This window comes from Bacteroides sp. An51A (assembly GCF_002161565.1).
Taxonomy (GTDB): Bacteria; Bacteroidota; Bacteroidia; order Bacteroidales; family Bacteroidaceae; genus Phocaeicola; species Phocaeicola intestinalis.
The window spans coordinates 169,555-189,767 of the sequence record NZ_NFIC01000006.1; the positions used below are offsets into that span (position 1 = coordinate 169,555).

Annotated in this window: 17 protein-coding genes and 1 pseudogene; 7 read left to right on the forward strand and 11 right to left on the reverse strand. The window is 47.8% G+C overall.

Going from position 1 to position 20,213, the window contains the following annotated elements; genetic code table 11:
• Positions 1 to 21: 21 nt before the first annotated feature.
• From B5G04_RS13040 to B5G04_RS13075, 8 genes and pseudogenes are all read right to left on the reverse strand, one after another.
• Positions 22 to 381: pseudogene (locus B5G04_RS13040) on the reverse strand (antibiotic biosynthesis monooxygenase family protein); the annotation flags it as partial.
• 83 nt (positions 382 to 464) lie between these two features.
• Entirely contained in the window at positions 465 to 1,514 is a 1,050-nt protein-coding gene (locus B5G04_RS13045) for a cyclophilin-like fold protein (protein ID WP_087397614.1), read from the reverse strand.
• 476 nt (positions 1,515 to 1,990) lie between these two features.
• Positions 1,991 to 3,172: an iron-containing alcohol dehydrogenase gene (locus B5G04_RS13050; protein ID WP_087397616.1), complete on the reverse strand. Its 1,182-nt coding sequence runs from the start codon at positions 3,170 to 3,172 to the stop codon at positions 1,991 to 1,993.
• Positions 3,173 to 3,208: 36 nt separating this feature from the next.
• On the reverse strand, positions 3,209 to 4,342 hold the full coding sequence (locus B5G04_RS13055; protein WP_087397617.1) for an aldo/keto reductase: 1,134 nt from the start codon (positions 4,340 to 4,342) through the stop codon (positions 3,209 to 3,211).
• A gap of 104 nt (positions 4,343 to 4,446) precedes the next feature.
• The gene (locus tag B5G04_RS13060) at positions 4,447 to 5,319 is read right to left on the reverse strand and encodes an aldo/keto reductase (protein WP_087397619.1); all 873 of its coding nucleotides are present in this window, start codon (positions 5,317 to 5,319) and stop codon (positions 4,447 to 4,449) included.
• 12 nt (positions 5,320 to 5,331) lie between these two features.
• Positions 5,332 to 6,606, reverse strand: coding sequence for an MBL fold metallo-hydrolase (locus tag B5G04_RS13065; RefSeq protein ID WP_087397621.1), 1,275 nt, complete (start codon positions 6,604 to 6,606; stop codon positions 5,332 to 5,334).
• A gap of 26 nt (positions 6,607 to 6,632) precedes the next feature.
• Positions 6,633 to 7,922 (reverse strand): aldo/keto reductase, encoded by a 1,290-nt coding sequence (locus B5G04_RS13070; protein ID WP_087397624.1) that lies wholly within the window; start codon positions 7,920 to 7,922, stop codon positions 6,633 to 6,635.
• A gap of 11 nt (positions 7,923 to 7,933) precedes the next feature.
• A complete protein-coding gene (locus tag B5G04_RS13075; RefSeq protein ID WP_239414106.1) occupies positions 7,934 to 8,920 on the reverse strand; it encodes a DUF6282 family protein in 987 nt (328 codons plus the stop codon).
• A 354-nt stretch (positions 8,921 to 9,274) separates the two neighbouring features.
• Here B5G04_RS13075 and B5G04_RS13080 point away from each other — a divergent pair, with 354 nt between their 5' ends.
• Together B5G04_RS13080 and B5G04_RS13085 are read left to right on the forward strand one after the other, a co-directional pair.
• Positions 9,275 to 9,571 carry a helix-turn-helix domain-containing protein gene (locus B5G04_RS13080; RefSeq protein WP_087397627.1) on the forward strand — a complete coding sequence of 99 codons (297 nt, stop codon included), beginning with the start codon at positions 9,275 to 9,277 and terminating at the stop codon, positions 9,569 to 9,571.
• A 31-nt stretch (positions 9,572 to 9,602) separates the two neighbouring features.
• Positions 9,603 to 9,896, forward strand: a complete 294-nt coding sequence (locus B5G04_RS13085; protein WP_087397629.1) for a helix-turn-helix domain-containing protein — start codon at positions 9,603 to 9,605, stop codon at positions 9,894 to 9,896.
• 83 nt (positions 9,897 to 9,979) lie between these two features.
• Here B5G04_RS13085 and B5G04_RS13090 read toward each other — a convergent pair whose 3' ends face one another.
• Genes B5G04_RS13090 through B5G04_RS13100 form a run of 3 tightly spaced genes read right to left on the reverse strand, consistent with a single transcriptional unit; the run spans position 9,980 to position 12,874 of the window.
• Positions 9,980 to 10,357 carry a transporter gene (locus tag B5G04_RS13090; RefSeq protein WP_087397631.1) on the reverse strand — a complete coding sequence of 126 codons (378 nt, stop codon included), beginning with the start codon at positions 10,355 to 10,357 and terminating at the stop codon, positions 9,980 to 9,982.
• A 2-nt stretch (positions 10,358 to 10,359) separates the two neighbouring features.
• Positions 10,360 to 11,607: a site-specific integrase gene (locus B5G04_RS13095; RefSeq protein ID WP_087397634.1), complete on the reverse strand. Its 1,248-nt coding sequence runs from the start codon at positions 11,605 to 11,607 to the stop codon at positions 10,360 to 10,362.
• A gap of 37 nt (positions 11,608 to 11,644) precedes the next feature.
• On the reverse strand, positions 11,645 to 12,874 hold the full coding sequence (locus B5G04_RS13100) for a site-specific integrase (RefSeq protein ID WP_087397636.1): 1,230 nt from the start codon (positions 12,872 to 12,874) through the stop codon (positions 11,645 to 11,647).
• Positions 12,875 to 13,036: 162 nt separating this feature from the next.
• On the opposite strand from B5G04_RS13100, the gene B5G04_RS13105 reads away from it, so the two are divergent.
• The 5 genes from B5G04_RS13105 (at position 13,037) to B5G04_RS13125 (ending at position 20,009) form a co-directional block, all read left to right on the forward strand.
• Positions 13,037 to 13,378 carry a tyrosine-type recombinase/integrase gene (locus B5G04_RS13105; protein WP_087397639.1) on the forward strand — a complete coding sequence of 114 codons (342 nt, stop codon included), beginning with the start codon at positions 13,037 to 13,039 and terminating at the stop codon, positions 13,376 to 13,378.
• A gap of 84 nt (positions 13,379 to 13,462) precedes the next feature.
• Complete coding sequence (locus B5G04_RS13110) at positions 13,463 to 13,753, forward strand: helix-turn-helix domain-containing protein (protein ID WP_087397755.1); 291 nt, start codon at positions 13,463 to 13,465, stop codon at positions 13,751 to 13,753.
• 1,035 nt (positions 13,754 to 14,788) lie between these two features.
• Positions 14,789 to 15,823, forward strand: a complete 1,035-nt coding sequence (locus B5G04_RS13115; protein ID WP_087397641.1) for a CHC2 zinc finger domain-containing protein — start codon at positions 14,789 to 14,791, stop codon at positions 15,821 to 15,823.
• Between the two features lie 6 nt (positions 15,824 to 15,829).
• The gene (locus B5G04_RS13120) at positions 15,830 to 16,570 is read left to right on the forward strand and encodes a hypothetical protein (RefSeq protein WP_087397644.1); all 741 of its coding nucleotides are present in this window, start codon (positions 15,830 to 15,832) and stop codon (positions 16,568 to 16,570) included.
• 328 nt (positions 16,571 to 16,898) lie between these two features.
• Positions 16,899 to 20,009 carry a reverse transcriptase domain-containing protein gene (locus tag B5G04_RS13125; protein ID WP_143270469.1) on the forward strand — a complete coding sequence of 1,037 codons (3,111 nt, stop codon included), beginning with the start codon at positions 16,899 to 16,901 and terminating at the stop codon, positions 20,007 to 20,009.
• The last annotated feature ends 204 nt before the right edge of the window (positions 20,010 to 20,213 follow it).

Here is a 20,213-nt window from a genome sequence, read left to right on the forward strand (position 1 = left end):
TTTATACGGTGTTCAATTATATTATTCCATAAAGTTGTTGATCCGGTTAGCAGGGTTGAGTGGCGTCTGGTCTGACAATTCCAATGATTTGACCATGTGCAGCGTCCCTTGCTTATATTTCTGGAAATGCGCGGAGGCGATGTGCTTGTCGTAAGCCTCCTTGCTTGCGTATGTTTCGAGAATGGTGATTTTGCACGGATTCTCTTTTTCGCCTACGGCGTACATGGTCAGCACGCCCGGTTCGGTGCGCAGGGAAATTTCGCCCACCTCGGTCACAAATTGTATATATTCATCGAGGTACTGCGGATAGACTTCGATTTTCGACAGGCGCACGATGCCATCGGCAGCCATCGGTTCCTTGGCGCACATGCCCGGCTGCCGGGACGGATGCGTTTCCCTCTCCGTCGCGCTGCACGATAGCAATCCGAATAGAAGCAATGCGGTTAATAGATATCGTGTAGTATTCATTGCCTTTCAAATCTTACGTTTACACTCTCCGTTCCTTGCAACATGTTGATGCCGTCGCCGTCGATATGCCCGATTTTGATGAGCGAACTGCTCTCCGACCAGTCACGGCAGAAGATGGCGACATTGCCCCACGGCTCGTAAATAGTGATGTCCCCGGCTATGGGCGCACAACCGCGTGGTGTATCGTTAAGGCTGAGTTCCGGGTCGGGATAGAATATCTTTTCCGTGCCGTTGTTGTAGTCCTCCAATGTAACCTCCAATGGCAGGCGAGAGAGGAAGTCGCGGGCTGCGCCGTTATCTTCCATCGTGGCGGTAATGGTCTGTTCGCCCACAATGATATTGATGTTTAAGGAGGTGGCATCGGGCGCGTCCGGTTCTTCACTGCTTGCGCCAAGACTTTCCAGCCATTCCGGGATGCGTGTAGCCATACTGCCCAACGTACTTGATGTGAGCAACAGCGATTCTTCAAACACGGCATCGGGTACAAGTGTTGCCGCATCCCTCTCGGAAGTGCCTATGCCGCTGCTTCCGCTGCTGGCAAAGAGAGCGATGCGTTTTCCTGCCAACAAACTGGCGTGATTGTGCAAGAAAGTCTGCATCGGGGTGGCAATATGGCTGTACCAAATGGGATAGCCGATGAACACGATGCCATACTCGTCGAAACTTTCTACGGAAGTGGTGATAGCAGGATAGTTGCCTTGTTCGATAGCATCCAGTTCCGCTTGTGCGCGGTCGAGCATCGCGTTGTAGTCATCCTCGTAAGGCGTTTCCGGCTCTACCACTATCATATCGCAATCTAATGTGGACAGGATGGTCTGCGCCATCCGCTCGGTATTGCCTGTACGGGAGCAGTAGAGGACAAGGTATCTGCCATTGCCTCCCTCCATGTTTCCGCCTTCTTCGTTGTTTCCTTCATTCCCTTCTTCCCCGTCATCTTCTCCGGGAGTAACCTGTTCCTGCCCGTCCGTCAGCGGTTCATCTTCGCTACACGCCGCTGTCAGCATAAGCGTTGCCAGCAGCAATGGAATTAAAAATAACTTTTTCATATATTCTTCCTTTTATTATTCTACTTTGCAAAGATACGGCGGCACAAGCCGAAACGGGATAGACATATCCTCTGCGTTTGTACCAATTTCACTGAAAATGCAAATGGTTTCAGAATACCGTTCAGCAAAGGTCAGACCTTAGAGTATCTCAAGTCCGACCTGAGGTAGCCTCATGTCCGGGATGAGATAGCCTCCCCTCGGACAGGAGCAATCCTGTGGGATAAGCATTGTCCGAGACCTCCGACAGCACTAATCCTGCAGGATAAGCCCTGTCCGAGCCGTCGCCAGTGCCAATCCTGCCGGAGAAGCACTTTCTACGCTGACGACAGTGCTCGCGAAGCCGGAGAAGTGCCGTCGTCGCTGTCGCCAACCTCAATCCTGACGGATAAGCGGAAAACAGGGCGGGGACAGCCCTTATCCGCGCCCTTATCCGCGCCGATAAGCACTGTCCCCGCAGTTTTCAGATGCGACTCCTATTATTTATAGGATTCCTTATAGACGTTCACGATGTCTTCGTCCGTCATCTGCACGCGGTCGCTGGTGAACATCACGCCCATCACCTCGCGGGTGTTGCGTATCAGCGTCTCGAATTCGTCGGGGGTGATGCCGTAGTCGGACATCTTCAGGTCGGCAACGCCGCAGGCCTCCTGCAAGCGGTCGAGGGCGGTGAGGAAGTCTTCGGGCTTCGTGGCTTCGGGCATGCCCATCGCCTGCGCCATGCGGACGAAACGGTCGTCGCAGGCGTGGTGCTCGATGAAGTATTTGTAGTAGGCACGGCTGACCATAATCAACCCTGCACCGTGGGGCAATGCCGGATGGTAGGCGGAGAGGGCGTGTTCCAAAGCGTGTTCGCTCGTGATGAGGGTGAGGCACATTACCACGCCGGACAGCGTGTTGCCCAGTGCCACATGGGTGCGGGCTTCCATGTCCTTGCCGTCTTTCACGGCACGGGGCAGGTATTTGGCGAGGTTCTCAATGGCGGTGAGGGCATACATATCGCTCATCAGGTTAGCGCCGCGGGCGATGTAGCCTTCCGTGCTGTGGAACAGGGCATCGAAGCCTTGGTAGGCGGTGAATGTCGGCGGCACGCTTGCCATCAGTTCCGGGTCCACGATGGAGAGGACGGGGAACAGAGAGGCATCGCCCACAAACGCTTTCTCGAAGGTATCCTCTTTGGTGATGACTCCCGAATTGTCCGTCTCCGAACCCGTGCCCGCCGTGGTGGTAATGGCGATGATGGGCAGCGGTTTGACGGCGATGGGTTGTCCTTTACCGGAACCGATGGGCACGTAATCCCACAGCTCGCCGTCGTTGGTAGCCATTACTGCGATGGCTTTCGTGCAGTCCATCACGCTGCCGCCGCCCAACGCCACGAGGAAGTCGCAGCCGTTCTCACGGGCAACTTTTGCTCCGGCATTGACATCGGAAACTGTCGGATTCGGCGTCGCTCCGTCAAATACCACAGTTTCCACGCCTGCCTTGTGCAGTTGCTCTTCCGTGCGGGCCAGATAGCCGTTGGCACGGGTCGATTTGCCGTTGGAGATAACGATGAGGGCGCGACGTCCCGGCATCGGTTGTTCACTCAGTTTGTTCAGCATCCCTGCCCCGAACATCACGCGGGTAGGAACGTACATGTCGTAAGAAAGATTTGTTTGCATATTTATATTTGTTATGAGTTAAATGTTATTGTATTTTTATTTGTCTATCTGGCTTTCCGTGAAGGGGTCGGCACGGTGTCCCATCAAGTCTATCTTGGCGTAGGCGGCATCGAACTCCTCCATTTCGTAGGGAGTCAGCCGCACAGAAGCCGCGCCGAGGAAGTCATCCAGATGGTCGGGGTTGGTCGTGCCGGGAATGGGGGCTATCCACGGCTTGCGCGAGAGCATCCATATCAGGGCGAATTGTGCCGGGGTCACGCCTTTGCGTTTCGCCCATTCCTCGACGAGATAGACCAGTGGCATATTGTGCTTCAATGCTTCGGGCTGGAACTGTGGCAGGTTATATCTTCTGTCGCCTTTCTGGAAACGGCTGTTCTCGTTGATGACTCCTGTAAGGAACGCACGACCCAGCGGACAGTAAGGCACAAAGCCGATACCCAATTCTTGGAGCGTGGCGAATATTTTCGTTTCAGGCTCGCGCCACCAGATGGCGTATTCGCTCTGTATGGCGGAAAGCGGGCATACGGCGTGTGCCTTGCGGATGGAGCGGGCACTTGCCTCCGATAATCCCCAATGTAATACCTTTCCCTCCTGCATCAGGTCCTTCACCACGCCTGCCACCTCTTCCATCGGCACGTTCGGGTCCACCCGGTGTTGGTAGAGCAAGTCTATATGATCGGTACGCAGACGGCGCAACGAGCCTTCCACTGCCCGACGGATATGGTCGGGACGGCTGTTCAAGGCGGTCGGCTGTCCTTCCTCCACACCGAAGCCGAACTTCGTTTCTATCTTCACCTTGTCACGGAACGGCGCGACGGCTTCGCCCACCCATTCCTCGCTGGTGTAAGGTCCGTACACCTCCGCCGTGTCGAACAGCGTCACGCCTTGGTCGTATGCCCGGCGAATGAGGGCTATCATATCTTTCTTTTCGTATTTTCCGCCGTAATAGCCGACCATCGGCAGACAGCCCAATCCGATGGCAGACACTTCCATTCCGCCGAGATTGCGGTGTTCCATATCCTTGTCATGTTTCTGCTCGTCGTAAGACCCGTTTGTCTTGTTCTCCCTTGCAGGCATCGTCCCGGCAAAGACTTGCCCGATGCCTGTCATTGTTCCGGCTGCCGCCAAAGCGTAGCCGGACGCTTGCTTTATAAAATTCCTTCGGTCCATAATTTCTTGTTTTTAATCTCTATGCAAAGGTAGCAGTGAACATACAAAATGCCTGTAACGATAACTCGGAGGTATGTACCCGTTTCACGGAAAAGACGATGGTTTTACAGGCTGGTCAGCACCGGATTCTCCAAATAGTTGAAAAGACGGTGTACCTCGCTCGGCTTGCGCGGGTCGAGCATCTGCGGACGAGCAAGGTCGAGCGTGGCTATCCGGCGCATATCCTCTGCCGACAGCTCAAAATCCCAAATGGCGAGGTTCTCTTCCATACGGTTGCGATGCACAGACTTCGGAATAATGCTCACGCCACGCTGCACGTTCCAACGGAGGATGACTTGCGCCACTGTTTTGCCGTGTTCTTCCGCAATGCTTTTCAACACGGGATGGGTAAACATTCCGTTCATCCCTTCGGCAAAAGGTGCCCACGCTTGCGGCACGATGCCGTACTTGCGCAAAATGGCAAGTTCCTCTTCACGCTGATAGAAAGGATGCAGTTCCAGCTGGTTCACCATCGGCTTGATGTCAGCCGTATAGCAGAGGTCGATGATGCGGTCGCTCTGGAAGTTGCTTACGCCGATGGCACGGATGCGCCCTTCCTTGTACAGTTCCTCCATCGCCCGCCAAGCTCCGTAGTAATCGCCGAAAGGCATGTGGACGAGATACAGGTCGAGGTAGTCGAAGCCTAGGTTGTCAAGGGTCCGCCCAAAGGCTGCTTTCGTCTGTTCGTACCCCATTTCGTTGATGAAGGCTTTGGAGGTGACGAAGAAATCCTCTCGCGGGACTCCCGATTTGCGGATTGCCGCACCCACTGCCGTTTCATTCTTATAGGAAGATGCCGTGTCTATCAACCGGTAACCGGTGGCGATGGCATCGGATACAGCCTGTTCACACATTTTGAGGTCAGACACCTGAAATACGCCGAATCCTTCCATCGGCGTTTCTACTCCGTTGCTCAGTTTGATGCTTCTCTTATCCATAATAATATCCTTTCATTTTATTGGTTTCAAATATTCTGTTGAGTCTACTTTTTCATGCCATTGGATATGCCCTTTTCCCGACCTGTCCGTTATTGACAGATGAACCAGATGGCTGTCGGGAGTCGCTCCATGCCAATGCTTTACGTTGGGAGCTGTCTTGATGACATCCCCTTTCACCAGCAAGCGTTTCGGTTTACCCTCTTCCTGATAATAACCTTTGCCATCCAATATCAACAATACCTGAGAGGCGTCAGGGTGAATGTGCCAATCATTGTGACAGCCCGGCTCAAAGGCCAGTTGGTTTATATCGTATTCCGCAGTTTGCAGTAAGCCGGATATATAGACGTTCCCTGAATAATGTTCTGATACTGTTTTCTTTCCGAGATTGAAAATCATATCATCCTTATTTATCGCGCCCTTTTGGGAAGCAGTGAGTACAAATTCCTCTCCGGGTGCCAATATATGGATGCGTTCCGGGGTCACGATACGCCCTACCAAATCCTTCGGGTCAGCGTTGAACGACTTCATGTCCGGCGCATCCACCGTCCCCCAGTGCGAAAGCAGGAGTTGTGCATCCGGATAAGCATTGGCTATCTTAACTGCATTATCCAAGCCAATATGCCAGCCGTCGTCCGAGAAGTCGAAGAAGATGACATCAGGGGCGGGCAGGCGGAGGAACTCCGGAAGGAAGCGCGAGTCTCCCGGTGCCCAAATCAAACCATCAGCGGTTTTGATAAGGAAGCCGCAGTAATCTTCCCGTTGAAATACGCGGTCAAAACCTCCGAACTCATTTTGCCAAGTATGCCATGCAGGTGTCAGGCTGACCGTGATATCCTTTATTCGGAAAGTATCCTCCAGTCCATGTCCGAAAGAGGGCAGCCGCATATTTTTCATCAACGAATCCACATAGACCGTAGAATAAAACGCTCCGCATACATCCGCCAGCCGCTTGCAGGTAGGTTTGCTGAAATGGTCGTTATCGCTGTGTGTTATCAATACCGCGTCCAACGCCGGCACCTCTTCCGGTAAAATGGGCGGCTCTATCAGGAGTGGCATATCGAAGCCTGCCAGCATTGGATCGACCATGATACATGTGCCCCTGCTATTGATAAAGAACCCGGCGTTTCCCAACCAACGGATGACAGTCTGGTTACTTGGGGCGAAAGCCTCCTTGCCAAAGTGCTGCGTGGCAAGAGGATAAGCCTGTCCTTTCTCTGTATATCTTACCTGTGCGATTGAGTGGAATGCACATAACAGACAAAATAAAAATATTATCGTAGCTTGCATGTATTGATATTGTGTAAATTACAGACTTACTTCCCCATTGTCTCCTTCACCCTCGCCAGCAGGTTCGGGATATCCAGATGCTGAGGGCATTTTGCCAAGCACTCTCCGCAACCTACACAAGATGATGCCGGGTCGCCGCGCTGAACGGGGGACATCGAGACGGTGTAGTCCGACCACGCCCGCTGCTTGTTTTGGTGCAGAACGTAGTTGTTGTAGACGTAGGCGAAGATGTAGCCAATGGCCACGTTGTGCGGGCAGGGGATGCACTGGTAGCAGCCCGTGCAGTCAATGTGACCCGGAGCGTGGCGGTAGGCGTAGATGGCTGCTCCCAATGCCTCGCGCTCGGCCGGGGTGAGCATGTTCGGGCGGGCTTTGGCGGCATATTTCAGGTTCTCCTCCACATCCTCCATGCTGCCCATGCCGCTCATCGCCACGCTGACTTCGGGGATGTCCCACAGGTAGTCCAACGCCCACTCCGCATCGGGCTTGTGGATGCCTGTGGAGGCAAGAGCGTCGCGCATCACCTGCGGTACATTTGCAAGGAATCCCGTGCGGACGGGCTTCATCACCGCCAGCCCCATACCGTTGGCGGCGGCGTATTTCGGTCCGAGTACACCCGCCTCGTATTCATAATCCAGGTAGTTGTGCTGGATAAGGCAGAAGTCCCATGCCGGCGTGTATCCCACCACCCGCTTGAACAGTTGCAGGCTGTCGTGGAATGAGAAACCCATGAAGCGTATCTTGCCCTGCGCTTTCAGCCGCTCCATCTTCTCGATGAGCTTATACGGCAGCACATAGTCCTTCCACGCGCGGTGCATAATCATGTGGATGTGGTAGAAGTCGATGACATCGGTGCCAATCGTGCGGCGCGACTGGTCGAAGAACTTCTCGAAGTCGTCCGCGCTTTGCATCTCCCACCACGGCATCTTGGACGTTACATATACCCGGTCGCGCCAGCCTCCGGCAAGTGCTTTGCCAACCGCCTGCTCACTCTCGCCGCCGAGATAGACGCGCCCCGTGTCGATGTAGTTCACGCCTCCTTCGATGGCCCGGTGCACCATCGGGGTAGTCTGGTCGAAGTCCACATGCCCGTTTTTCATCGGGAGGCGCAACATGCCGAAGCCCAAGGCTGACACATTCACTCCCGTGCGCCCCATCGGGCGGTATTGCATCTGCGGGTTATAATTCAAAATATTCTTGGTAAGCTGTTCCCGCGCCACTTGCTTCTCGGCTTCCTGCGCTATGGCTTTCGGACCGCTCATGGCTCCTACTGCTGCGGCAAGAAGCCCGCTCTTGATGAAATCTCGTCTGTCCATATTCTTACTTTTTAGTTGTCCACACCTATCAACCATGCCGGATTACGACGTACCAGCAAGTCGATATCACTTTGAGATACTCCGACTGATTGCAGTTTCACGATGCAATCCCTCATACCATCTATGGGATGCGGCATTACCGCTTGTCCCAAATCTGTGGAGATGAAGCTACGTGCCGGGTCGATGCGGACAAAGGCGGCAAACTCCTCGATGCTTTGCCGCTGGTATTGGGGCATCTTCGTACCCTCTCCCCATAGGCAGGGCAGGTAGCAATACTCTATATAAGCACCGAGGTCGATGCACCGCCTGATTTGGTCGGGCGTCATTGTCCAGATGGACGAATTGGCATGGGTAACGACGATGCGCTTCACGCCGACTTCGTGCGCCTTGCGGACAAGCATAATGCTCTCTTCCGGCGAAGCGTGTCCGGTGGCAAGGATAATGTCCGCCTCGGCACAAATCTCCATCACTTTGACCACTTCCGGCAGGACTTGTCCGTGCTCATCCAGTACGGGAATACCCATTTCCTTCCGTCCTTCACTCTGATACTGATAGGCGGCATCCAAGGTCGGCATCCAGATGCAGCGGCACAAGCCCCCGCTCGTCTCTACCGCCTTTTGTGCGGCAAACACATTCACCTTGTCGCCGTGCACCCGATTCATGCAGAAACTGCCGAAGCACTCCGCACCCGGCAATGCCTGACGGATGAGATACGCCCGGTCGTGGCAACTGAAGTCATTGGACTTGAACATCACGGCACGGTAGCCAGCTGCCATCGCGTCCTTCATAAAACCGTATTCATCCACTGACCGCTCCCGCGAATCGGGCATGGCGTGGAGGTGGATGTCGCACACGCCTTGCAACAAGCCGTCATTGGCAAACTTGTTGTCGTTCTTTTGCTCCTGCAACAGGTTCATCGCTTGGCTCGGTACAACGGTGGAGGCTAGCAAGGCTCCTCCTGCCACTACGGAAGTCTTGATAAAGTCTCTTCTGTTCATTGTATTATTTGCATTCATATACATCTTCTTTGGGTACAAAAGTAGCGGTATATGATGCAAAAGGGCGTAACAATTCCACGGAGGATTGTGATGGTTTTACTGATTATGATTTAAATAGGAATGCCATAGGCTTCCTCATCAACGCCAAATGCTTCCACGAAAGCACAAAGTGATTGACTTTCGCCAACCATGCCTTTACTTTGCATCGCCAAGCAAAGTGATAACCCGAAATGTGGAGGTTGAGGACAACAAAATGCCACAAGCTGCCACATTTCTACATATCTATCGCATTACGGAGAATACCCTCTTACTTTGCAGGCAAAACCGAGTATCAACATTAAAACAGTATCGACAATGGAAATTTTGATTTTTCAGAAAGAGGTGTTTGAGGAAATGGCGGCGAAGTTCAGCCGTTTCACGGAACGGGTGGATGCCATCCTTGCCAAGCAGGGCGGTAAGTCTATGAACGGGTGGATGGACAACCAAGAGGTGTGCCGACAACTCAACATCAGTCCGCGAACCTTGCAGACGCTGCGCGACAACGGCACGTTGGCCTATTCGCAAATCAACCACAAGGTATTCTACAAGCCGGAAGACGTGATGCGCATCATCAAACCCATTGAACGCAAACGGGCGGACAGAGCCGTTTGATTATGATTGTACCACTAAATCCAACGTGACAATGAGCGAAATGATAACCAAGAACCATGCGCTGGTCGCCCAATTCGGCGACACGCTTGACCGTCTGCTGGACGGCATCGAGAATTTTGTGGCAAACAGCCGTCCGACTTTGGGCGGTGAACGCTTCCTGACGGACAGGGAGGTGTCGGCACGACTGAAAGTGAGCCGACGCACTTTGCAGGACTACCGCAACAACGGCATAATTGCCTATTACCAGTTGGGAGGCAAGATTCTGTACAAGGAATCGGACATCGAAAGGATGCTTGCCGCCAATTACCGGGAGGCGTTCAGATAGCATCCATAGTTGTGCACAAAAGGAATACGACCTGATTCCCTCTGGTCGTATTCCTTATCGTGTCTGGTCGTATATCCTTTGCATTAACAGTTATACTCCTTTCGGGGATATGCCGCTGGCGAAAAGAACAAATATAGAGGTTCTTTCCGACTGGCGGCATACAGTTTTCCCATGACAAACCGTCTGAAAGCCATACATTCCTTTGTCCGCAACCGGAAAGCAACGGCTATCACCATTTCAAGGCTGTACACATCGTAACTTATCCCGTTATCCTGTCTGATATAGCGCATGGTGTCGCTTTCCAACAGTTCCTTGTTTTTGTAGATGGCACGGATAGCCCTGCGGATGTCACAGACGAACACATTGAACGCATCTGACATTTCCTGCTGCGTCATCCAGACGGGAGCGGTCGGCATCGTGACCGCCCCGTTTTCAGTAATTGCGATTATACCCCGTTCCATTGTCATGCCTCCTTGTCCGTCAGTGTGTCTTTTGCTTTCCTTTCCCTTGACGCGCCTGTTCCGTAAGCGCGTCTGAAAGCCATCAGATTGTCCATGTCCTTTGAAATCTTCTTGTCAGTAACTTCCGCGTACCGCTGGGTTGTTTTTATACCGGAGTGACCCATCATCTTGGCGATGCTTTCGATGGGTATTCCCTCCGAAATCAAAAAAGTTCCGAAGGAGTGCCTGCTTTGATGGTAGGACAAATTTTCCTCCCTGCCGATGGCAACGCCCAGCTCGTGTATCTCAAACCACATCTCGTCACGGCTCGGAAGCGGGAACACGGGCTTCGTGTCGTCCGTCGTGTTGTAGAGGTCGAGTATCTGTTCCGCTATCGGATGCAGGGGGATGAATGCCTCCACGTTGGTCTTCTTCCGGTTGATGCGGATGTAACGCCTGCCGTCCGCTGTCCTGCCGATATGATGCGGATGGAGCAGCATGATGTCCACATACGCCAATCCCGTAAAGCTTGAAAACAAAAATGCCCTGCGCCCCAGTTCCTGCAACGGGTCGAGCATGGGAGTTTCAAGGATGGTTTTCAGTTCCGCACGACTGATGTGCCTGTGCTTCGGTGCAGGCTTCTTTTCGTATTCCATGTCCTCCAACGGGTTGGCACGGAGTATCTCATAATCCACTGCGAGGTACACCAGCTTGCTCAGCCAGCACAGGCACTTGTTGATTTGCTGCGCGCTGAAATTCTTGTTGCGCTTCATGAACGCCTTGTAGGAACTGCCGAAGTCCTCCGTGATATCGGAGAACTCGATGTCCTCCTTGCCCAACGAGGCAAGGTATTCTTTCAGGTATTTCTGGTAATACCTCGAATGGCGGTAGGTGGACGTGGAGTTTATCTCCTTTGAACGGGCGAGCAGACGTTCGCGTTCCCTTTCGCCCATCTGCAACAGCTTGGTGGGGATTACCACCCTTTTCGCCAATGTGTTTTTCAGCAGTTCGGCGCTTACCACGTTCTGTTTCTTCAATATTTCATCGTAGGCAAGCTCTACGGATTTGCGGAACTCCTGCAAGCGGTTGTTCTCGCGGACGGTACGGATGGTTCCCGTTTTGCTGTTCCAATCTTCCGGCCTGCAATAGATGCCCGTCGCCATCGTGGAACTCTTGCCGTCTATGGTGATGCGGCACAGGACGGCAGTCGTGCCGTCTGCCTTTACCTTGTTTCGGTTGATATACGGTAATATGGAAAATGTACTGCGCATAATGGTAAATGTTTTTGGGGTTACTGATTTTAATTGTTTACAAAACAAGTTTCAAGTCCTTGGTCGCCTCAATGTATTTGTCCATGTCCTCAAAGAGCTTCTTCGGTGTGACACGGGCATAGACCTGCGTGGTAGTTATATCAGAGTGCCCCAGCATCCGGCTGATGGTTTCAATCGGCACTCCGGCTTCCAGCGTAATCAGCGAGGCGAACGAGTGACGTGCCTGATGATAGCACAAGCGCCCGCTCACTCCTGCAAGGACGGCAAGTGATTTCATGTGCCGTTGGAGGTTCGGGTGGTGTATCATCGGGAACAACGTCGGACGGCTGTCGTCACGGTATTTCTCAATCAGGGCGAGTGCTTCGGGCAACAGCTTCACGCTCGCCCGAAGCTCGTTCTTCTTGCGGCGGTATTTCAACCAAAGGTCCCCCTCGTCATCCGTGTAAAGGTTCTCACGGGTGACACTCACCGCATCCGCATAGGCGGTACCTGTATAGCAGGCGAACAGGAAGAGGTCACGGGCGAGGATGTGCGTGGTGCGCCATGCGGGTATCTGCACATCGCGTATCTTCTCGAAGTCCTCGCGACTCAATGCCCTCGGTGTCCGTTCCGTCTTTTGCGGCAGAGTGAAATTGACAAAATGGCATCTTTCCGCATATCCCTCCTTGTAGGCGATGCGGCATACCTTTTTCAGGATGGCGAGATAGTGGCGCACCGTATCCACGGCATATCCTTTCACGTCCATTACGAAGTTCTGGTAATCGTGTATGAACTGTTCGGTAAGCTGCCCGAAAGCGATGTCCTTCGTCTTGAACTGCCACTCGACGAACTCGCCCAATGTCCTTCTCATGTAGTAATAGCCGGGATAAGTTCCTTTGGCACGGTCGATGCCAATACGCGCCTTCAAGTCCTCACAGATGCGGTCGGTCATCCTCAGCAGGGTCATCTGCGTGTCCATGCTGCCTTGGAACAAGTCCTTGACCGCCGTAGCGTCAAAGTCCTGCCCGCGCTCTACCAGCGTGTCAAACGCCGCATTGACCGCAAGCAGCAGCTTGTCTATTTTGGCATTGGTTTCCACTGCCTCGCGGCTTTTGCCGTCCAGACGGCTTTCCCTCGCGTTCCACAACTCCGGTTTGCACGACAGCTTGCATCCGAACTGCGCCATCGTGCGGTTCACCGTGATGCGACCCATTATCGGGGCTTTGCCCGACTTGTCCGTTCCGCTCTTTTTCAGGTAGAGCAGCACCTTGAATTTTTCAACTTTCATACGCTTACTGTTTTTGTTGCAAAATTAACTTATGAGTAAGCGTCCATCGATTTGCAGAACGGTGCGTATCGGCGCAATCGGCACGGGCGCACAACAATTTCATTTTCCGTGCGTTACCTGTCCCTGCTTCGGTAACAGACGGCTAACGACTTGGTAACTGAAATGCCTCACCATTCCGCACTCCGTTGCGTTTCCGGCATCTGGAAGAATAATGCGAAACCGCTCATTTCAAACGGGTTGCGTTTTATCGTCACTTGTTTGCTGACGGCTGCTTTGTGGGTTCTGTTCCATTGTGGCAGGCACACGTTTGCCGTGACTGTCTGTCTGGAAAACGGGCTTCCGATAGAAACGCTTTCCAAAATGCTCGGACATACCAATCTGAAGGTCACACAAGCCTATGCCAGAATCACGTACAGGAAAGTCACGGAGGACATGAAGGTATTAAAGAACAAGCTGAAGGACTGGAAGTCGGAATCCGGTCCGATGAAATCTGATGACATTTAATGAAATCTGATGACAACAAGCTCCGGCGGTTTGCAGCGGCATGAGAATGCGGATATCTTTGTTTCAAACCAAAAAGAACATTTTATGGGAACAATCATTACCAAATCAGACAAGGAAGTGCTTCATTTCTTCGATGAAATGAAAAGGATATCGGACCTCATAGACCATTTGCAGGCGGACAATCGGCACTTATTGGACGGGGAAAACTACCTGACAGATACGGAACTGGCCGGAAAACTCATGCTGAGCAAGCGTACGCTGCTGGACTACAGACGCTACGGCATATTGCCTTATTACCAGATAGGAGGAAAAATCCTATACCGGGAAAGCGATATCGTACGACTGCTGGAAAAGAACCGGAAAGAAGCGTTCTGACATCCAGTTCTATTTATGGGAAAGAGGGTGCACTTCAAAATGTACATTTTGATGCACCCTCATGTTGTTATAATATGTACTCAAGATGTACTTCAGTTAATTCTTACTTTATATAGTCTAGTTGTAATTTTGCGATTGGATATTGCTCCCCAAAGTGTGTCTGCTAAGTAGTAAAAAACACACTTGCATAACGACTCCCAGACACCTTTATATTGCTAACGCACCACTCCTCAACAAAGCCCATTTTTTCGTCCGGCATCATCACAAAATCAACGATTTTGATACAAGATAAAAAATTAAATTTGTACATCACTCCTAGGGTAAATTTACCTCGGACACACTTTATGAAACACTTCCCTGCAGCTTCAAGAAGATGGTGTAATAGTACCTGAATAACCGGAGGGGATAGATAATGTTAAAATATAAGCTACCTACAAATATCAATAAATCATGAACAATAGCACAGAACCAAAATCTGAAATAGAGGCCCAATCTGAAACAGTTCATGCTTCACAATAGGGTACACAACCTGAATCTATTGCACAATCCATAAATTATGAATTGTTTAGCATGCTATATAACAGGTTTCTCGTAGAATGGAGAATGCGACTTTGCTTATATAATATGGGGATTGCGACCACCCTAATGGCCATTTTCATTTTCTCCATAAGTCTCTGTATTCTTGGTATGATGCCTAGCCCTCTTGTCTTCAATCATATATTTTCCCTACTGCAATACAAATTCCTTGCAAAATTATCGGCCATACAAAAAAATTCTGTAATTTTAAATTCTGAGAACATAACAGTAATCGTTTAAATGTTATAATTGAGTACTATAGATTTAACACTTTTTGTTGTTTTATTTCTAATTTTCAATGAAATATTTATTCGTTTATATCGAACTTACGTTAAATATAGAAATTATCAAATAAAGAGTTATGTGTGATTAACTAAAAAAGTCCACGCTGAAAGAATGTCTCAATTTAAAGAAAAAAAATGATAAATATCTAGATAATTTTAAAATCAAAAAGTTTCTATGATTTCTTCTGAAACAATAAAAAAACTGCACGAACTGAATTGTGAGGATGTGGCTAGAAGACTAGGATTGGAAGTCAATATGCATCAGGCTCATTGCTTTATGCATCAGGACAAAAGGCCCAGCCTTGCCTTTAAGAACAATTTATGGAAATGTTTTGCTTGCGATAAAGGTGGGGATGCTATCTCTCTGGTGGAAGAAAAATGTAATCTTTCGTTTGTAGAAGCGTGTACGTGGCTTTGCGAACAATACCATATTTACATGCCTTCAACTAACCTGAAAAACACAAAAAAGAGACCTAAACTCAGACACAGAAGAACTCTTGTTATCGACAGGGAAGAAAGTAGGCCTGATTTTGATGGTGACGTGGCTTCGGCCATCATAAACCTAGCTGATTTGGAAGCCAAAGGAAAGGAGTTTCTTTTTACGGAAAGGAAACTGTCGGCCCAAGTGGTGGAAAAGATGAAAATCAAATCGGTAGAAGATTCGACAGAAATGAAAGAGATTCTAATGAATACCTTTGGTGAAGAGCGTTTAATTAAATGTAAAATGTTAAGAAGAGACAACAACAAGATACAATTAACCATCAATATTCCTTCGTTACTGATACCGTATTTTGACAGAACAGGCAAACTGGTGGCTTTACAATCTCGCTACTTGGGCACAAACGAAAATATACCTCGGTTCAAAATGCTGTGCAATTCACGTAAACAGCTTTACAATATGGTTTTACTAGCTAAGTTGCAAGAAGGAAGCAAATTATATATAATGGAGGGAATTACTGACTGTCTGGCTATGCTATCGGCAGGATATCCTGCTGTTGCCATTCAAAGTGCAACGACTATTCCGGAAACGGAACTAGATAAATTATCTGGATTTGATTTGGTGATGGTCCATGATAATGATAAAGCAGGAGTAAGTGCTTTCTATCATTTGCACCGTAGCCTGCTTAGATACGGATGCCGTCTGAAATGTGCAACGATTCCTGCGCTGTTCAAGGATTATTCTGCATATTATCTATACTTAAAAAAATAAAAGGCGATGGAAAAAGATAATTTAGAAAGAAACGTCATTCAGCCTTCACTCAAAGAGTTTTCCAGAGAGATGCTGAGCCGGCTCATTGAAATCAGCTTTATCGAGCTAGAACAGGCTCCAGCTGAGGATGAGCCCCAAGCCAATGGAAATCCACAAGACGAAAAGGGATATACCAAATATGAATCCCGGTATCTAGCTCAGAAAGAATTGTTTTCACTGATGCTTTTTGATCCAATGCTGGAAGAACAGATTTCGATGAGGAAAAATGCGAACTTCGACTACATGACAGGACTGCACTTTTTCATTACGGCCAATAAGAATTTCCATTATAACTTTGGATTTTTTGAGCAGCAGATAGATTTTTTTGATCAGATTCTGAATGGTTGGTGTAGCTTTCTGGATCAGGTAGTGAGAGACGTAACCGCTCTACAGGGCTTTATAACGGAACAATGTGTAGAACTAGAATTTGATGGTATTTTACGCTTATTCTTATGTAAAGATACCATCATCAGTGCCTCTATCAATCTAGACAGTTTCAATACCATTTTTAAAAAACGAACAGGAAACTATCACTATCATTTTGGTCTGTACTTGTGTGAAAGAAATAACCAAAAAACTCAGCTTATGGTATCTGGTCAAGGTGACGGGAAAGGCAAAGAAAGTGGTTTATACCAAGCTGTTAATAGGTTTAACAACCTCGTTGAATCATTAGAAAAGAAATATAATGCAACATTAAAACAGAATTGACATGAGTCTATTTGATACTATCACGCACCGAAGGAACATTTACAAGGCTATTTATGCACTGGATTCCTACATCTGTGAACGAAATCTTCTATCGGTAGAGGATCTGAAGTGCTATTATCAGCTGAAGGATAAATTTGACTTTGACGGCACAATCAAGGATGTTATAGAGAAATGCCAGAAGAAACTTGAGAAGATACTGAACGAAGAAAATGATGATTTCTTTACCGTTTCAGTATACTATAAGATAAAGAAACTGAAAGATGAAAACGGCAAACAGTTAGTTACTTACAGACCATTACATACTGCAAGTCTGATTGATCAAATCTGCATGGCCGCCTTGCTGATCCCACTGATGTTTGATGACAGTAAAGGCGTGCGGAACAAGTCGGAGCTTTCAAGGATGATTCCACATAATTTTTTTGGTAATATGCCGAGTGAAAGTGTAGATAGTCTTTTTATGAATTGGACAGAAAAGTATCGGCAATATTCTAAAATTATCCAAGACAAGAGCCGGGAATATTTGAAGACGCGGGAATATGATACGGTAATCAACTTTGATTTGGCAGATTTCTTTCCTTCCATAGACCCGGCCAGGATGTATAATTTCATCCTGAATCTGTTAGTTCCTAAATATCCCGATAAGGATGACTTGAAAACCTTGAAGAAGGCCATTGTGAAACTGCTCTATTTCAAGATTCAGGAAGATTCTCTGAGGGGGTGGATGGATGTTTATTATCCGAATACGGACACGACGTCTTTTAAGGAGGTTTTCATGAACAGAGGAATTGCTCAGGGATTGCCTCAATCTTATTTCTTCGGGAATCTATGTATGATTGACATTGCGGATAAAATGGCATCAACCGAAGAGTTGAAACAAGCGGATGCTTATTTTTATGTAGACGATTCGGTTATCTTTGCCAAAGAGATTGACCAAAGGAATTTTGAAACTCTTATAACCAAGCTGAACAATATTATCAAGGAATCACCGGCCAAATGTGACAACCAGCCGGAGTTGAGTCAAGTTTACTTGGATTTTCAGAAAAAAATTGACTACCAAATAAAATTTCATGAAGACAAGAAAAGTACGATCTGTACCATTGAAGAGGCATTCAACGGAATGGAAGGACTTTTCCTGGTACAACGACCTGTCTCGATGGGAGGTTGGATATATGGAAATATTGATGAAGTAGATGAACATGTATCCCTGAAGAAACTTAATGCACTCCAAACGGTAGTAGAAAACCAACTTTTAAAGGTAAAAGAAGAACAGGAAAAGGACCCTAATAAAAAGCAATGGGGGGAAACCCGAATAAAATGGCTATCCAGATACTTGAAATATTTCATTTATCGGCAACGGAGATTGAAGCTTATCATCAATGGCCAGTTTGATGAGTCCATGAAAGCAGAGTTCTATGATCATTTCCATATCACAACATTGGGAATGGAAACAAATGAAAATCGGGATAAAGCAGTCAAAGAAATTTTTAATAAATTTGAGGAAGAAATCTTCCAGGCTGAAATAGGAATGTTTGCCAAGGCAATGACTTTCGATGATTTAAAGGAGTTCTGTCATAATATCCAATCATTTGATAAGATATTGGCAAGCTATAACTGTCCGAATGAGCGCAATTTTAAAGCGCTGTATTACTATAAGACTACGGAATTATTGGAACAAACCCATTTTCTGCAACAAACAGATAGCTATGCTTCCTTAAAGCAATTACTTTTACTCACTTTCCCTTTTCAAAATATAGAGGTGTTCTTGGATGCAATCTATCAGAACCGTACTGTAAACGAAAAAGGTTTTTGGGGGAAACAAACATTCCTTTCAGGAGATAAGGAGGAAAGGAAGAAAGAAGAAAAGAATGAATATTGGATTGAATTACCTGATTGGGTGGATTTTATCTTTAACAATTCCTCGGAGTTCAAACGGAAAATACTTAACTGCTGTTTTTCGCTGGCTTGCAGGATCAGGGTTGAAGATAGCCTGACTATCTTACATACGGATTTGAAACCGGTAAAATATTATGAATTACGTATTTTATCCATTCTAAGGAATCGAAAATGCAACTGTGAGGATTTCTTTCACTTCCTACAGCACTTAGATTATAAGGACGTGAATGAAAAGATGGAAATTGACGTGGGTATCTTAGAAGCTTTGACTATTTTCAGGCAACGAGTACAAGATCCGATGAAAATAGACCGGCTCATCCAGACGCATCGGCTTGTGAAAAGTTTGTGGCATAATGGTTCTAAGTTTCTGAACGCTTACACGCTTCACAACCATGAGCATGCCATTAATCTGATTAAGAATGTGGTGAGAATGGTCAACAACATTGATTTTTTAAACATAAAATCAACGGATTATTTCTTGTTATTCCAGGCTTGTTATCTGCATGACATCAGTATGGTGATTCATCCGAATATAGCGTCTTTCAATGAATCAAATCCGGATTCAGAAGTGTTAATCAGTCAATGGATGGATGAAATGTTAAAGATAGAGAATGATGTCACTAGGACTTTTAAAGAAGGCCATTTTTCTCTAGCAGAAATATTTCAATTACGGAAAAAAATCGGTAGATTGCAAGTAGAAGCTTTTCAGAAGGTTTTCAATTTTTTTGAGAACAAGGTCAGAAGTACCCATCCGCAAGACAGCGCTAAATACATCCGAAGTTGGCAGAAAGGAATCTTGTCTCATCTTTCAGAAGTTGAAGCTGATACGATTGCAAAAGTTTCAGAAAGTCATGGTTGGGATAGCATACACGTGTATAGCCTGAAGTCTGAGGCAAAGGAAGAGTTGGTCAGTATTAAATATATGATGATTCTTATACGTATGGCTGACTTGTTGGATCTGGCAAATGATAGAATAGACTACTATCTTCTGAAGCAGAACCGGTCTCAAATGAGCCTTCTTTCCCGGTTTCACTGGATTTCGCATCTCATATCGGACGGATATAAATTGGATGTCGAGTTTAATCCGATAAAAGGTGTTCCATTGGACGAACACCCGATTGAGGAAAATATTTATGTGGACATCTTCTTGAATACTGAAATTATGGCTGCGATGGCTGTAAATGAAGAACCTTGCTTGAATATCCGTGCCACTAAAGGACTATGTAACAGCAGCAGCAATCCTCTAAAAAAAGAAGGCACACAGCAGGAGTGTATCCAATATGAATTATTTAAAGACAACAGAAGGTGTAATTCGGACTTGGTCCGAATTGACGGAACAGGTAAGAAATGCCCTTTCTTATGTATCTGGATACAAAAAAAACATGAATGGTTGTTTGCAGAACTGGCTGAACTGAAGTATTATCTTAACTCTGTAAATTCGAACCTCATCAAATCGGATATTAAAGTCAGATTCTTTTATTCTAACCTTCAACCTTTTGATTCGGAATTCTATGATGATATCAGGTCTTATCTACAAAAGTCATGAAGCTAGATGAATGTGTAGAGCTGTTCGGATTTTCGCTACCAAATGGCTTCATATAAACGGGTATACTGCTATTTGGGTTTATATCGACTGCTAGATGATGTGTGAGCATCAGCAAATCACTCACTGGCTGGTTAGAAGCCTGATTTGAGTACCCAGACTATATCTAATATTCACATTAGACAGGCATATTGAACCGAATGTTCT

Bases quoted from the DNA above. Each gene is read 5' to 3' on its own strand.
- B5G04_RS13045 (WP_087397614.1), bottom strand. From the start codon at position 1,514: ATGAAAAAGTTATTTTTAATTCCATTGCTGCTGGCAACGCTTATGCTG.
- B5G04_RS13050 (WP_087397616.1), bottom strand. From the start codon at position 3,172: ATGCAAACAAATCTTTCTTACGACATGTACGTTCCTACCCGCGTGATG.
- B5G04_RS13055 (WP_087397617.1), bottom strand. From the start codon at position 4,342: ATGGACCGAAGGAATTTTATAAAGCAAGCGTCCGGCTACGCTTTGGCG.
- B5G04_RS13060 (WP_087397619.1), bottom strand. From the start codon at position 5,319: ATGGATAAGAGAAGCATCAAACTGAGCAACGGAGTAGAAACGCCGATG.
- B5G04_RS13065 (WP_087397621.1), bottom strand. From the start codon at position 6,606: ATGCAAGCTACGATAATATTTTTATTTTGTCTGTTATGTGCATTCCAC.
- B5G04_RS13070 (WP_087397624.1), bottom strand. From the start codon at position 7,922: ATGGACAGACGAGATTTCATCAAGAGCGGGCTTCTTGCCGCAGCAGTA.
- B5G04_RS13075 (WP_239414106.1), bottom strand. From the start codon at position 8,920: ATGAACAGAAGAGACTTTATCAAGACTTCCGTAGTGGCAGGAGGAGCC.
- B5G04_RS13080 (WP_087397627.1), top strand. From the start codon at position 9,275: ATGGAAATTTTGATTTTTCAGAAAGAGGTGTTTGAGGAAATGGCGGCG.
- B5G04_RS13085 (WP_087397629.1), top strand. From the start codon at position 9,603: ATGAGCGAAATGATAACCAAGAACCATGCGCTGGTCGCCCAATTCGGC.
- B5G04_RS13090 (WP_087397631.1), bottom strand. From the start codon at position 10,357: ATGGAACGGGGTATAATCGCAATTACTGAAAACGGGGCGGTCACGATG.
- B5G04_RS13095 (WP_087397634.1), bottom strand. From the start codon at position 11,607: ATGCGCAGTACATTTTCCATATTACCGTATATCAACCGAAACAAGGTA.
- B5G04_RS13100 (WP_087397636.1), bottom strand. From the start codon at position 12,874: ATGAAAGTTGAAAAATTCAAGGTGCTGCTCTACCTGAAAAAGAGCGGA.
- B5G04_RS13105 (WP_087397639.1), top strand. From the start codon at position 13,037: ATGCCTCACCATTCCGCACTCCGTTGCGTTTCCGGCATCTGGAAGAAT.
- B5G04_RS13110 (WP_087397755.1), top strand. From the start codon at position 13,463: ATGGGAACAATCATTACCAAATCAGACAAGGAAGTGCTTCATTTCTTC.
- B5G04_RS13115 (WP_087397641.1), top strand. From the start codon at position 14,789: ATGATTTCTTCTGAAACAATAAAAAAACTGCACGAACTGAATTGTGAG.
- B5G04_RS13120 (WP_087397644.1), top strand. From the start codon at position 15,830: ATGGAAAAAGATAATTTAGAAAGAAACGTCATTCAGCCTTCACTCAAA.
- B5G04_RS13125 (WP_143270469.1), top strand. From the start codon at position 16,899: ATGGCCGCCTTGCTGATCCCACTGATGTTTGATGACAGTAAAGGCGTG.